Origin of the sequence: uncultured Gardnerella sp. (genome assembly GCF_947280595.1) — a bacterium.
Taxonomy (GTDB): Bacteria; Actinomycetota; Actinomycetes; order Actinomycetales; family Bifidobacteriaceae; genus Bifidobacterium; species Bifidobacterium vaginale_A.
Window position 1 is genome coordinate 40,708 of sequence record NZ_CAMYOS010000006.1, and the last position, 15,183, is coordinate 55,890.

A 15,183-nucleotide genomic window follows, 5' to 3' on the forward strand; every position below is an offset into this window, starting at 1 on the left:
TGCTGGTGTGTTTTCTGTTGCAAACGCATCTGCTAGTGGGTAGCGAATAACGAGTTTGTTAGCGCGTTCATTCATGATTTTGAGCGCGCTAGCAAATTTGTTTAGCGTAAAGATGGTCAAAAAGATGGTCAAGATGTTTATTTGCTTGATATAGGGAGATATTCATGTTGCGTATGATATTTGTGCGAATTCTACTTTTTGTAGTTGCTCTGTTTTTCCTATCTATAGCAATATTTTTTGCATTGCGTGTGCTGCCAGGCGATGTAGCTCAAGTTATGGCTGGCTTAAATGCGCCTTCAGGAAAAGTTGAACAATTGCGAGCAGAACTTGGATTAGATAAGCCGTTATGGGTTCAATACATTAGCTGGCTTACTAGTGTTTTGCGTGGTGATTTTGGTGTATCAATGCTTACAGGTAAATCTGTTACTAGTATGATTGCGTCTAGAGCAGCAATTACTTTCCCTTTAATTTTATTAGGTCTTATTATTGCGCTTGTAATTGGCATACCGATGGGCTGCTGGCAAGTTATGCGGATAGGTAGATTAGCTCAATCTTTTGCTCGTTTTGTTGCATTGACTGCTGGCTGTGTACCTGCTTTATGGGGCGGAATGTTAATTATTCTTTTACTCGGTAAGGGTATTGGAATCGTTGGTATTTTGCCTACTCAAGGTTTTCCTACAGATGGTTGGCAAGATTTTCCTTCCTGCTTCCTTTCTTTAATTTTGCCTGCTCTAACAGTTGGAATTATAGTTGGATCTAGTTTTATGCGATATACAGCTGCAATATTGGCAGATATTATGCAAAGTGAAGTTTCATCTCAAGCTATGGCTTGTGGAATGACTAGAAAACAGGTTATTTGGAAAGTTGCTTTAAGGCTTGCTATGCCACAGCTAGTTTCTGTTATTGGCTTGACTTTCGCGCATATGGTTATGGGTGTGATGGTTATTGAAAACCTGTTCTCTTTACCGGGGATGGGTATGGGTTTGGTCCGCGATGTTGGATTGCGAGATTTGATTTTAGTTCAAGGTGAACTGTTTATGCTCGCATCATTTTTCTTAATTATTGGGTTTGCAATTGATATATCACATCGTTTGCTTGATTCTAGATTTGCTAATAATCAGAAAGTGAGCGAATAATAATGTTTAAGCTTTTTAATGCGATTTGGCGCTCAAGTTGCGGAAAATTTGTTTGCATAGTTTTAAGCTCATGGGTGTTAATAGCGCTAATTTCTATATTCTGGACTCCATATTCTTTACTAGAAACAAACGGATTTAGTGTATGGAACAAGCCGTCTTTTTCGCATTGGCTAGGCACGGATGGGGCAGGTGCAGATATTCTCAGCCATCTTATGGCAGGCTCTAGAACTGAACTTCTAATAGTAATTTGCACAATATGTGTTTCTACGTTAGTTGGATTTTCATTACTTTTATTAATGATTGCAAAATCGCATTTAATTCAAGGAGTTTCACTAATAATCGTTGATGCGCTAATTTCAATACCAACTGTGTTAATCGCGCTTATGTTAGCTGTGCCGTTAGGAACAACTGTTATTGTGATCATACTTGCATGTGGTATTGGTTATGGTTTTAATCTTGCTCGTATTGTGCTTCCAAGTGCGCAACTTGTTTTGCAATCTGATTATGTTTCTTTCGCAATTTCTAAAGGTTCTTCTAGAAATCGTGTGATTTTACGTCATGTTTTGCCTAATATTATGCCTGTTTGTTTAGTTCAGATCTCTCTTTCTGCAGGAACTGTGATTTTAGCTGAAAGTGGATTAACGTATCTTGGTGTTGGAGTTCCATCTGGTGTTGCAAGTTGGGGGCGTGTTCTTGCAACTTCTCTAACTCTTATTCATGTGAATCCTCTAGCTGTTTTGTGGCCTGGATTGATAGTTACTCTAGTAGTTGTTGCTTTAAATCTTTTAGGTGATTCTTTGCGCGAGGCTTTGACTCCTGAATCACAAAAATCTTTGCATAATGATGATTTATCTTTAAAGGATCAAAATGAGCGTTGATATTAAAAATCTTAGTGTTGATTTAAATGGCGTTCGATTATTAGATAATGTAACTCTTGAAGTAAAAGATGGCGAGCGCGTTGGATTAGTTGGATCAACTGGTTCAGGAAAGTCTATGCTTCTTCGCGCAATCACAGGATTATTGCCTAAAAATGCTGAAATTTCAGGTTCTTTAATTGTTGGAACTAAGCAAGTAGTTGGTGCTAAAGATGAGGATTTGGCGCTTATGCGTGGAAAATACGTTGGAGTAGTTTTTCAGCAAGCTAATCGCGCACTTAATCCTTTGCTAAGCGTTGAACAACAAGTTTCTTTACCTCTTTTAATGCACTATAATTTGGATTCGCATGATGTTCACGATCGCGTTATTTCAATGCTTCAGAAAGTTGGATTATCAAGCAAATTAGCTTCTAAACGCACGTATGAGCTTTCAGGTGGACAGCAGCAGAGAGTGGGTATTGCAACAGCTTTAATTACTTATCCGCGTCTAATTTTGGCAGATGAGCCAACTACTGCACTTGATTGCGTAACTCAACGCGATGTTTTGAATATTCTCACTTCGCTTGTGGACGATATGGGCGCATCTATGCTTTTCGTGACTCATGATTTTTCTGTGCTTTCGCATGCTGTTAATCGTTGCTATGTGCTTGATTCTTCTCGTGTGGTTGATAGCGCGAAAGTTAAAGATTTGCTTGAAAATCCAAGCGTTAAGTCTACTAAGCAATTAGTGTATGCTGCTAGAAAGTTGAGTTTAAGCAGTTTTGGAGTCGGCGGTGGTGTTGGGGATGGTGCTGTTGGTGGTGCTGCTGGAAGTATAGTGGCTAATGATACTCGTGCTACTGAGTGTAGCTCTGTTAAAAATTCTGCTGAAAGTAGTCCTGCTGAAAGTAATTCTGCTAAATGCTCTCTTATTTGTGCAAAAAATATTCATGTTAAATTTGGGAAAAGTAAAAATTGTAGTGAAGTTTTAAAAGGAGTTGATTTAGAGCTTAACTCTGGTGAATCTTTAGCTATTATCGGAGGATCTGGAAGCGGCAAAACTACGCTTATTAAAGCATTACTAGGATTGCAAGAAACATCATCTGGAAGTATTACGTATGATTGCGAAAGCATAAAAAATAGTGTGTCCAAGCTTCGAAAAGAATCATCTCTAGTATTTCAACATCCTTTTGCGTCTTTAGATCCTAAGTGGACTGTTCAAGAAAGCGTTGCAGAACCGTTAGAAATTTGGAAAAAACAATTACATATTGATTCAACTTCAATACACTCAAAAGTTAAGCTTGCATTAAAAACAGTAGGATTAGATCCGCTAATTTTCGCTAAAAAGTATCCGCACGAGCTTTCAGGCGGTCAAGCTCAGTGCGTTGCTATTGCTAGAGCGCTAATATCTAATCCGCGTATTCTAGTTGCAGATGAGCCGATGAGCGCTATTGATGTTGCAGAACGAATGCGAATATTAGATGTTTTTACAAAAGTTCGCTGCGAGAATAAAAACATGACGTGTATTTTTGTGAGCCACGATTTAGGAATGATTCAATATTTAGCAACACGAGTTATTGTTCTTAACGAAGGAAAAGTAGTTGAGTCTGGAAGCGTCAATGAAGTGTTGAACAATCCTAAGCATGCGTATACGAAATCGCTTATAAAAGCTGCAACGCTATACTAGCTTTGAACAGTTATAGCCAAGCTTCCTCGCATTAAGCTTACCTTTGTTGTTTAGTGTTGTACGGATTACGTTAAACGTAATCCGGTGCGCGATTGCGTGGAAAGCGCGCTGTGCTTTCCACAGTTGAGCAATCGCTTTCGCATCGATTTGCTTTTTCATGCTACGCTTTAAATGAAAAAGCAAGGCGATGCGACACTCCATTTGTTATTTGGTTTTATTATTTTTTACGATTTTATTATTTAAAAACGTTGATATTACTAATAAAACTGTGGGGGGGGGGTATTCATTTGTTAGTATTGGTAAGCATTTGTTTATGATTTTTAGTTTAAATTTGTCCATCTTTTTAGTAGGCTAGTTAGTGTGTTAAAGGTCAAAAGTGTGCGTTTGACCTATAGCAGGTAGTCATACTGTAAACACAAACGATTTGTTATACATTGTTTGCGCTTACTCTAGTTACTCTGTAATTATGACTATTTGAATTTTAAAAGATAACAAATTTCGCATGAAATTTGTGCGTAAAAGAGAGGGAACATGCGTTTAACAACAATCCCGTTAAAGCGCGCTGCAGCTGTGTTAGCTACAGTTTGCACATTAGGAACATTCTGCATTGCAGGATCAATTGCATACGCTGGAAATGACGGTACAGGCACTGTAGCTGATGCAGGCGCAAACACTGCAAACATCCAAAAGAAAACTACTTCTATTACTATCCACAAGTATGAAGGTCCTTCAATAACTAAAACTGCTTTTAAGCCTAACGGAACTGATATGACCGATGCTTTGAACGGAAAGGGTAACAAGCCACTTAAAGGCGTTCAATTTACGCTTTACAAAGTAACTCTTACTGCCGGCAAAACTGAAGATGATAAGAAGATTGATTTATCTACGCCAGAAGGTTGGAAGAGGATTGAGGATCTTAAGAACCTTCAGGGCGACACATCAAGCTTCTTCACAGGGGAACATGCTAAATTCACTAAGACTAAAGTTGGTAAAGCTCAAGAAACTAATGATAAAGGTGTAGTCGAGTTCAAAAATCTTGATGAATCACTTTACTACGTTGAAGAAACTAGCACAGCACACGCTCAAAAGGATTTTGCTACTGAAGCAAACAAACATGATTGGCAGCCTGTAACTGTTACTGTTAAGACTGATCCATTCTTCGTAACTACTCCATTGTCTCACAAGACTAAAGGCTCATGGGAATGGCTGTATGACGTTCACGTGTTCCCGAAGAACGATGTAAACAGAGAAACTCCTACTAAGACTGCATCGGATCCAACCAAGTACTACGTTGACGAAAAGGGCAACACTGTGATCCCATGGAATATTTCTATTCCTCTGTCAGCTCCTTCTGAAGGTAAGAAGTATCAGAAGATTGGTTTCGTTGATTCTCTTCCAACAGGCTTGACGTATTCAGATGTAACTGGCGTAAAGCTTGTTAAAGTTCAAAAGAAGGCTCCTGAAAATCAAACGCCTACTTCTAAAGATATACCGTTGAGTCCTAAAAAGGATACTCAAGCAGGAGATTATGAAGCTAAGAACGATAATGGCAAAGTTACCTTTAACCTTACTGCAGATGGTCTTAAAAAGATTGATGACATTGACAATTACACGTACACGTTGAAAGTCACGTTAAACACTAAGGTTACTAAGGGAACGAAGAACTTCACTAACTTTATTACCGGCTGGATTGACAACAGCAAGATTGGTGATGGTGACGAAAAAACCCCATGTGTTCCAACTGAACAAGAGCCACATAAGTGCGATAATAATCCTCACGGATCTTCTCACTTTGCTACTTTGAAGATTACCAAGGTTGCAATAGACGCAGAAGGTAAGAACACCGATAAGAAATTAAAGGGTGCTAAGTTCGCTATCTATTCTGTGAAAGACCAATCTACTGAATTGTCTGATATAAAAGATTCAACATCTTTGAATGATAAAACTACTCCAGTTAAGACTAATGGTACTACTGGCGATCAGTTGACAATTGAAACCGGTGATGACGGAACTGCAACTGTTGATTTGTTCATTGGCAACGATAAGACTACAAGCAGAAAGTACTGCTTAGTCGAAACTGATGCTCCTGCAGGTTTCAAGAAGGATCCAACTCCTCATTGCTATAACGTTGAGGAAGAAACTAAGACCAATGTAACTGCTGACAAACCTGTTGCTGATGCTAATTCTCAAACTATTGGCAACGATCAGGCAACTGCATTAGACAAGATCATTGCAGCATTGCCAATGACTGGTGCTCGTGGATTGTTGATTTTGACTGTTTGCGGCATCGTTGGCTTGGGCGGCACATTCTTCTACATCGTGTTGAAGCGCCGCAAAGAGCAGAATGCTTAAAGTAGCTTACATTCAATGTGGTAGTTGAATAATCTTTAACTACCACACTTGATTTCGCGTAAATACACAAACTTGGCTTTAAAGAAATTCGACTCTGAATTAAAATGCGAGTCAAGTTTGTGTACTAGCGAAGTGAGCAATAACACTTATATAAACTTAAGTTGCTGTTATTGAAAGCAAGATAGCAAAACTGTGATTTGCTTTAATGATTTGCTTTCTGATTTGCTTTCTGATTTGCTTGCGCAGTAGTCAGTTTTGCTTGATTTTTAGTTAGTTTCAGTCAAGTTTTGCTCGTTGTATAACAGCTTTGCTATTTCATTACATAGTTTTGCTTGTTGGGGCGGAGCTTTGCCATTTTGCAAAACGCTTCGCTTATTGAGTAGCACAGTTTTACTTGGAGTAGCACGGTTTTACTTGTTACATAATGCAATTAGGCTGCTTTCTGTTTGCATACTGAACAGAATTGTTGTTGCACGCTGATTACTGGCTGGTTTTTAGTTGTTAGCTGATGACTGTTGCTAGTTAGTTACTAGTTGAAGGTTACTGGCTGTTAGTAAGCTGAAGAAATTTGCTCAAAGTGAATAATTTTCGTTGTTTGCTCACTAAATAAGTAGTTTTAAGTGTATTACTATAAGTTTTTTACGAATCTTTTAGTGATTCTGTTAGCAAAGCTTTTATTAGTGAAACTGTCAGTAATTTTGTCAGCGAAACTTTTAGCAATTCTTTTAGTGAAACTTTAAGCAAAACTTTGATGAATTTTAATAAGTACGCGTTGCTTTGCGCGTATGGGTTGGTTGTGCGTTGGAGCGCATTTAAGAATTATGAGAATGTTTAAGTTAAGTGAAGTAATGAGCAGCATTAGGACGATTACGCGAGATGCTTTCGCCTTTATAAGTGCGCGTGCCCAAAGTATAGCTAAAACTATTCTTATTTGTGTGATTTCGGTTGCGATGTGGCTTCCGATGTGCATTGCTCCAAGCGCTGCTATTGCTAGTGAAACTGTTGTATCTAAAGCAAACGATTCTAAAACTAGTGCGTCTAGCTCGTCTTCTTCATCCAATTCTTCTCGTTCGTCTGATTCTACTGATTCGTCCACTTCTTCAACTTCGTCTTCTAATTCTTCCGACTCTTCTAACTCGTCCAGCTCTTCCGATTCCTCCGATAGTTCAAACGCTGTATCTAACGCGTTGCGTTCCTTACAATCAGCTGCATCAAACTTAAGCGCAAACTCAAATAATCCTTTTACAAGAGCAGCCCAAACGCAACCTTTAAGCTCTCCGTTTGCCAATCCGGAGTTTGCCAAAACCAATAATGACACAGCAAGTCTTGTTAATAGTGCAATTATGAGCGCTGCTGAAGGTATGGCTTCGCAAAGCGGAGCGGACGGTGCTTTTGTCAATACTGATCGTGCAAGCAATAGTAATCGTGATAGTAATCGCAATAGCAAAATGGAGTTCCGCCCAGGTTGTTATAGACAATACTCACGTTCCGAATGCATTACTGATGACGGCGATGAAATGGGGCATCGCGCATCTAATGGTGCTGATATGGAGCGCAAACCAAATCCTTGGAGTACTGCATATAGCAATTTTGCTAGTCCTCAAGGTATTTACACTGAAAATGATCCAAACTTTACTCCGTATCCGCGCGGAACGTATTTACAAAAACGTCTTCGTAATCTGCCGTATGATGCAGGCAGAAACGGTGTTGATCCTTTGGCGTTTAATCAGCTTGATGATGTTCACGATTACATTTTTATGAAGCGTACTCCTAAACGCGATGGCAAAGGATACATCTGGGATGTGCTCGTAAACATGGGTGCGCGTATTCATGGTGCTGCTAATGCTTTAACATATTTCGTTGTTCCTAAAGATCAGAGACTCGATGAAAGTAACGGTCAGTATGACCAGTATGTAGAGCGCTTGCATTTTGATGCAACTAAGCGCACTTGCTCAAAAGATTGGGTTAATCCTAACGGTTTTTGCGTTGATAAAGGTGTTAAAAGAGAGCCACTTAGTAATGGTGAAACTCTTGATAAAGCTTGGTATCGCCTTAAAAATAATGGTGTTATTAGTGATGCAGCTGTTTATAATGGCGGAACTCAAAGCAAGAATGAAAATAAAAATAGAGGCCTTGGCTTGTGCCATACTGGTTATGGCTTTGATTGCTATCACAGCACTAACTATGGTTTCCCAAGCGATGGGGAACATCTTACTGGTACTCGTCTTCCTCCGGATGGTAGACAGCGATTCAACCAAACGTATATTGATTTGATTGATCATTTGTATCTTGAAATGCGCGGACCAGATAGTCCAGAAAAATCAAAAATATTTACGTTGACTAATAACATTGAAAATAATCAAACATCACCTTATAGTTACCATATTCATTATACGACTTCAGATAATGGAAAATATGGAGCTTTGAGTACATCGTATTATGGTGCAGGAACTTATTATGGTGATAAGTGGGGTGGTCCAGCAACTAGATATGGTCGTTCTGATCCATATGGTCGTTCTAAACCATATTCACTCTGGCAATGGCGCGGTGGTAAAGGCCATACTGATTACGAGTACACGACTTTGTACCAACAGTGGTACGGTATACCAAATCTAGTTGATATGCGAGTGCCACATTTCCAGTTCCTTCGAGGTACTCATTTAGGACCTTTAACAAGCAATAATGGTCAATTATTAGCTCATACTAATAATATTGGCGTTACAAGCTTACTTTTCTACCCTTCGCAGCAAAGAGTGTGCGATAAAGCTGATGAATCTCAGTGCAAAGGTCAAGTGTGGGCAAAGGGTCAGATTTCACTTTCTCCAAAATACAATTCCGCAGATAATAAGTATGCGAGAGGAAACCGTTGGTGGAGAATCCCGTTAGATCCAAACACTAATATTAACACTCAAGATTCTTCTTTCGGCTCTCACCAGATGACAGTAAAGTATTGGAACGATAAACTTCAAATGGGCTCGAGTATGCCTTTTAAGTACGATATTATTGGTCAAGCGGACGTGTTTAGACCTTTGCAGACTGAAGAATGGAATGATAAAGCTAAGTATCGTTCTCCTAAGACAAGTTTAGGTAAAGCAGAAAGCTATGTGAAATACCTTGATAGTAAACTTAAAATCTATGATTTTGCTATTGCGTTAAATCCGCGCATATACATTCCTGATGCTCATACTCAGAAGAATATTGACAACTATGATAATTATTCAGATGCAGAGGACTCTGTTTATTACGGTTCTATTAAAGATGGCAAAACTCCAGGGGATACTCATGGCTTAGAATATCCGCTCAATGATAGTTATTCCGATGGTGGATCCGGCGCAAGTAACGCTATTAAAGATCGCGCAATTTATAGCGTTGAGTGGACTGATAAAAAAGGTAATGATAAAAAGTCAGACACTTTGCAAGATGCAGAAACAAAGGTTGCTGTAAAAGTTCCTGTAGTAAACGTAGTAAATCCTTGTAATGGCGATGATGATAAAGCTGCAGATAAATCTGCTGAAAAGTCTGCGCAAGATGATGCTGCTGCAAAAAATAAAGACGGTCAAGAGTGTCAATTTAGGCCATTGAACGATACGAAGCGTTATATTTGGAAACTTTATGATGCGCCTAAAGGTAAATCTGTTGATCAAGCATTGACTGGAGATGAGAAAGCAAGATATGCACAGCTTGCGAAAGCAGACTTCTCAAAGCCAGTAAAAGAAGAATACGCAACTCCAACTAATACTAATAACGAAAATCGCATTATGCTTCAATCTGGCGCGAATCCAGAAGTAAAGCCAGTATACGTATTAGCTAAGTATGCGAAGATTACATACTGGGATGAGTCTAAGGATGTTTTGCCACTCGTGTTCACACATGTTGATGCTGAGAAGCCGACTATAGACGTGAAAGTGAGCGTTGATGGCGGTGAGCCTCAGTCAGTTCCTGAAGGTGGATTAAACGTCTCTGTTGGTAGCCGTGTTAGATTCTTGGTAACAGGTCATGACGATATGCATGTGCATATGGGTACGAAGGAAAATGTGCCTAATACTAGTAGCACAGATGTTTTGGAAGCTAGTAAAAAATGGTCCGGCAGTTTTAGTAAATATGATCAAAATTCAAAATGTGGTAGCACGGCGTGTGCTAATACTCTTAAAGATCAATCCGGTTATGTAACTACAAATGATCCTAATGGTTCTCCGGCTTCTGCTAGTGATGTTCCGTCCAAAGAGTTTACATTCCACGCTTGGGATGATGCTGGAAATAATGTTCAAAAAACTGTGAAGTTGAATATTATTGATGGCAATTTTATTGTTCCTAATGTGCGTTGGCAAAAGCAGAATGATGGTAAGTATGTTGGTAAAGTGACGCTTTCTAAAAACGCTACATCAGTGAAAATGCTAGTAGTGCGAATTTGGGGACGTGGAAAAACTAAGCCTTTTGAAGAAAAAAATGGAACTTCAACAGATATTTACAATACATGTAATGCTCGCGCTGATGGCTGCCAAGGAATAATCCTTAATCGCCAAGACGAACACCACGATTGGGCACAGATAAATTCTCCTAATGCGTTTTTCACAAAAATTATGCCATATGAAAAAGAGATTACTTTTAATCCAAAAACTGGTGAGATTACTATTCCAGAAAACTTAGCAGAAATCGGTTCAAGAATTTATGTTGGCATAGGAAGATCTGACGGTGTTATTAATACTAGTGACCACGCTGTTTCGCAGCCGCTTCCACTTGAAATGAATTGGCCAGACGATGGCATGGTTCAAGTGAACCCGTATGAGCTGAATCCTTCTGAAAAACAGGGTTTGATAGATAGAATTAAGCAAAAGAATCCGCGTTTGTTCCAATACCGACAAGACGAAATTGGTTGGTCGAAAGATGAAACTAAAACTCTTGGCGGAGGAAACGATAAGTATTCTTGCACAAACGACACAAAGCAGTATAAAATCTGTCTTTCAGTAACTCCTGACACTAAAAATACAGCTCAAGGTAAGTCTGGTTCAGAAAAAACTTTTAAAGTAGTAAAAGCAACTGGCATAGGCTCTGACACTAAAGATGATCAAAAGCAGGAAACTGTGCTTGATCCAAAGCAGAAGAAAATCACGCGATTTGTTGATATTCGTAGAGATTATGATTGGTCATACAGTGGAAAAATAAAGGGTCGTGACAGTGATGATGGTTTCATGTGGTATGGTCGTGATGAAAATAGTACACAATTTTTAGTGTACAGATTCAACATCAACCAAGGTCGTGATTTCAATACAAATGATGCTTTAAGCTTATTTAAAGGCACAAAGAAAACTAGACGGCTTGGAAACCAAATACAGCCATCACTTTACCCGTTGAACACTAATGCTGCTGATTCTACTAATAAAACAGCTATAGAAAATCTATGGGGTGGATACAACAGTATGCCTCAGCGTGGTGATGGAATTGGCTACGCTCGTAAATTGACGAATGGCTCGCGCGGAGAATGGGTAAACGTTGTTGACTTAGTAAGACAAGACAGTCTTGGCGGTGGACTCGGTATAAATACTAATGGTATTACTGATAAAAACAGTTTCTTGCAGCCGCAAGGTTACGTTATTCCTGGTGGAGAAGATTACAATCAGCAAGCTTCAGGCGCAAACTTAGGATCTGCAATTCTTAGGAATGGTCAAAAAACGCCAATGCGCACTCAGCTCTATATTTTCAACGGTAATCCGTGGAGAGAATTAGAAGCTAGAGGCGAAGGTGATAATAATAAAACGCCAAATGTAATTAACGTGTGGTTCGTGCCAGTAGACAAGAACAAGCCGTGGATTTCAGTAAAAGATGCTAGTAAGAAGCTTCTTGGCGAGTGCAATCCTACTAAAGAAAAGGCTGATTCTTGCAGAACTGCTACGACTATTGATATGAACACGACTGATTACACAAAGCAGTCGGGATTATTCAACGTAGTAGATTTGCTTGCAATGGATGATGATTTCAATGTTGCAAATCCTGATACGCATGTAAGCGAAGCTTTGAAGAATACTCTGAGTATAGACATTGAAGCAGAAGGAGTAACAGATCCGAAAACTAAGAAAGCTCCTCGCGTAAGGTTTGTGACAAACGGCAATATTAACAAGGAACTATTGCGTGCGTTCATAGAAAAATGGCGTGGGCAAGATGTTAAAAATTCACCAACTTTCAAGATGATTGCTCAAGTGACTGACGACTCTGGAAACAAGAGCAACGAAGCAGTAGTAGGCAAATTCAAGTTCAATTGGACTGTAGCTGACGCTCCAATTGTGCGCGCATACGATGGTCATCATTATGATAATTTATCTTCCTCTAAAGTGTGGCTTCATGATTGGGAAGGTGCTGTTGCGAAGGATTACTATAATGCTGTGTCAGTTGTTGCAGGTGGGAATGCGACTCGACTCGTAGTGTATTTCACTCGCGCACAAAAAGCAAAACTCGCTAGTTTACAATCTAGCAATAATCTAATGTCTAGCTTGCGTGCACAGGATAACTTGAGTAGTAATAATGCTAATTCTCAAAGCGATACTGACACGAGTGAAGCATTAGCATTATGTAGATCGAAGTCAACGGATAAGTGGCAAGTTTGCGAAGGTTATACGCTGCCTCAAGGCGTTACGTTGAATTCTAATGACTATGGGAAAAATAATTCTGCAATAATATTTAATCCTGAAGTCTTAGCTCCTGGAAGCGTAGTGCGTGCAAGGAATCGCGCAGGATCTTACGGACCTTGGTCTAATATGCCTGGCGTTAAATCTGAAAATTTGGATGAGTTATCGAATAACATCAACTCATCTCAATCAGACGGAAGTATAAATTCAGATCATGCAAGTAGTTCTGTAGATAGCACTCAAACAGGTGGTAATGAGTCAAATGCGCTAAAAGAAGAAGATATGCGCAACGTGCTATCTGCTGACTCAATGGTTGCGCAACGTAGTAGCGTGTGTAGGCCTGAAACAAAAGCACCAAAAGAGTGGAGTTCGCCTTCAGATTGCGTATTCTTCCCAGTCGTAGTCAATAAGAAAGTAGTACAAGTGCATCCATTGCTGCTGAATGACTCTGAAAAGCATGCTGTAAATTACGTGCTACGCAATGGCAATTCCGGCGGCAAATGGCTTGGTTTTGGAGATGCTGACAGTCTTATAAGCGTGGATGATGATGATACGCTTTCTGCAAACCAGTCAGAAGTTGCTTGGAAACGCGGGGAGTATGTTGCGCCTCAAGAGCAGGCGGATAAGCGCAACAATTACTCCCACGCAGGCAATGAGCAGGATTCGTTTATTCTTTTGCGCGGATGGCGTAGGCGAAATGTAACGCCAGAGCCAAGATATAATGTTGTAACGCGATTCGCTACGCTACGAAGTGTTGGTAAGGATATTGATGCTGACTACACGATTACTTGGGATAAGAAGAAGCCATATATTGGCGAGCGTTCTAGTGACCCGGGATTTGAGTTGGTTGGCAATCCTGGTCATCAATCGCTTGTATACCGTTATAACGCGAGTACGAAGGGCAGTCAAATCAACTTAAGTCAATTACAGAATGCTCTCACTCTTAAGCCGAATATTCCATCTGGCATGAGTGAAGATGAGTTTAAGAAGATTCAACCATCTTTGCGTGTTGTAAGTGGTACAGATAAGGAAAATGGCGAGCATAGCAGTAAGGTTACAGTACAGCTTCCTGACAACGAAACTAGAGTAGATCAATTCGGTCATGATGATGGTTCCTACTTCTTCACGTTTAACGGTGAGTATATCAATATACCTGATTTAGTATTAGGTAATGGAAACTATGGTGGTGGATTAGGTGTTCCTAACACTAATGGCATGAATTACAGTTCGTTGGGTACTACCAATTATGCGAATATGAGTCCTCAAGATATTACTGTGAACAAATGGTGTGAGGGTAGCGATACTGCAAATCCAAATTGCAATACTGTCAATTCTGATTCCTTTAAGCTTACGAAAGTTTTAGGTGGAAATAAGAAGATAGAAACTGAAGATGATGTAACTGGAACATCTAAGAAAGCTATTGCTCCAGTCTATGCTTTGTCGCTTTCTAACGGTTGGGCAATGAGAAGCTTAAAGAACACGTATGGCTATGATGCGCAAACTCATTTTAAGAATGTTGCTTCTGCGCCTACGCTCCTTCCAGTATACGTAGTGCCGGTTGATGTAATAAAGCCTAAAGCTGAATCTATTGGTTCGCTTCATAACTCGACTATGGATAAGCCTTACGAGGTTACTGCTAATGACATTAACTTCACTTTCACGGGTAATCCAGATAGTCAAGGCAAAGTAAGTGGTAAAGAGTTGCTTGTAAACGCTAGTGATGATTTTGATTCTAAAGATGTAGTTGATAAGAATCTTCAAGTATGCGTGCGAAAATTGGATAAGCGCGTGCCTGTTGAAGATACTTGCACGCCTATTTTGAAGCGAGATGCCAAAGGCAACGCAAGCGTAGATGCTGACGAATTGCAAAATCTGCTTATAAAAAATAAGAATACGGCTGTTTACGCAGTATACGCGCAAACAAAAGATCAGTCAGAAAATAAGAGCGATTACTATGATGCTGGCAAAGATGATAAGAAAGCGATCATCGGCTACATAAAGATTACTGGTATTAACGTATCTCCTATTGCGATGCCGTTTACAGGCGGTCAAGCTGCTATTACGTATACGATTATTTTCGGCATACTTCTAGCGCTCTTCATTGCTTCTGGCGCATTCGGTAAGCGCGGATGGTTAAACTCAGTGCTTAAGAATAGACGCAACTATCTTATTGCAAGTAAACATTGCGATGAGTCTTCTGACGCGTTACGCTATGGAGGACTATTCGCTAGAATGCGTTACATGCATTAAGTGAGTTTCAAAACTTAAGCAGTAAAAGCAGTTTCAAGCTATTTCAATCGGTTCACTCTTTGTGATTAGTTTCACTTGGAGTGAGCCAGATTGAGATAGCTCTATTTCGTTCTAGCCATCTTGAGCCAGTCATAGCCATTCCTATCCTGTTTGAGTTAGTTAAGCTATCTCGATACATCTCAAGCAATCTCGAGCCAGTTAAAGCTAGTCAAGCCATTTCGAGCATATTCGTATTGCAAGCAATCCTCATATTTCTAATTACGTAAATAAGCAATATGAGTGTA

General features: G+C 39.7%; 5 protein-coding genes. All 5 read left to right on the forward strand.

The features are described 5' to 3' along the window. The first annotated feature begins 164 nt into the window (after positions 1-164). The 5 genes from Q0X59_RS03070 (at position 165) to Q0X59_RS03090 (ending at position 14,899) form a co-directional block, all read left to right on the forward strand. Positions 165-1,136, forward strand: coding sequence for an ABC transporter permease (locus tag Q0X59_RS03070; protein WP_297643102.1), 972 nt, complete (start codon positions 165-167; stop codon positions 1,134-1,136). A 2-nt stretch (positions 1,137-1,138) separates the two neighbouring features. Next, positions 1,139-2,014 (forward strand): ABC transporter permease, encoded by an 876-nt coding sequence (locus tag Q0X59_RS03075; RefSeq protein WP_297643105.1) that lies wholly within the window; start codon positions 1,139-1,141, stop codon positions 2,012-2,014. Further along, on the forward strand, positions 2,004-3,677 hold the full coding sequence (locus Q0X59_RS03080) for an ABC transporter ATP-binding protein (RefSeq protein WP_297643107.1): 1,674 nt from the start codon (positions 2,004-2,006) through the stop codon (positions 3,675-3,677). The genes Q0X59_RS03075 and Q0X59_RS03080 overlap by 11 nt, the downstream gene beginning before the upstream one ends. A 531-nt stretch (positions 3,678-4,208) precedes the next feature. Then, positions 4,209-6,029, forward strand: a complete 1,821-nt coding sequence (locus Q0X59_RS03085) for a SpaH/EbpB family LPXTG-anchored major pilin (protein ID WP_297643108.1) — start codon at positions 4,209-4,211, stop codon at positions 6,027-6,029. An 821-nt stretch (positions 6,030-6,850) separates the two neighbouring features. Continuing rightward, positions 6,851-14,899 carry a cell wall-binding protein gene (locus Q0X59_RS03090; RefSeq protein ID WP_297643110.1) on the forward strand — a complete coding sequence of 2,683 codons (8,049 nt, stop codon included), beginning with the start codon at positions 6,851-6,853 and terminating at the stop codon, positions 14,897-14,899. Positions 14,900-15,183 lie beyond the last annotated feature (284 nt).

Bases quoted from the DNA above. Each gene is read 5' to 3' on its own strand.
- Q0X59_RS03080 (WP_297643107.1), top strand. From the start codon at position 2,004: ATGAGCGTTGATATTAAAAATCTTAGTGTTGATTTAAATGGCGTTCGA.
- Q0X59_RS03085 (WP_297643108.1), top strand. From the start codon at position 4,209: ATGCGTTTAACAACAATCCCGTTAAAGCGCGCTGCAGCTGTGTTAGCT.
- Q0X59_RS03090 (WP_297643110.1), top strand. From the start codon at position 6,851: ATGAGAATGTTTAAGTTAAGTGAAGTAATGAGCAGCATTAGGACGATT.
- Q0X59_RS03075 (WP_297643105.1), top strand. From the start codon at position 1,139: ATGTTTAAGCTTTTTAATGCGATTTGGCGCTCAAGTTGCGGAAAATTT.
- Q0X59_RS03070 (WP_297643102.1), top strand. From the start codon at position 165: ATGTTGCGTATGATATTTGTGCGAATTCTACTTTTTGTAGTTGCTCTG.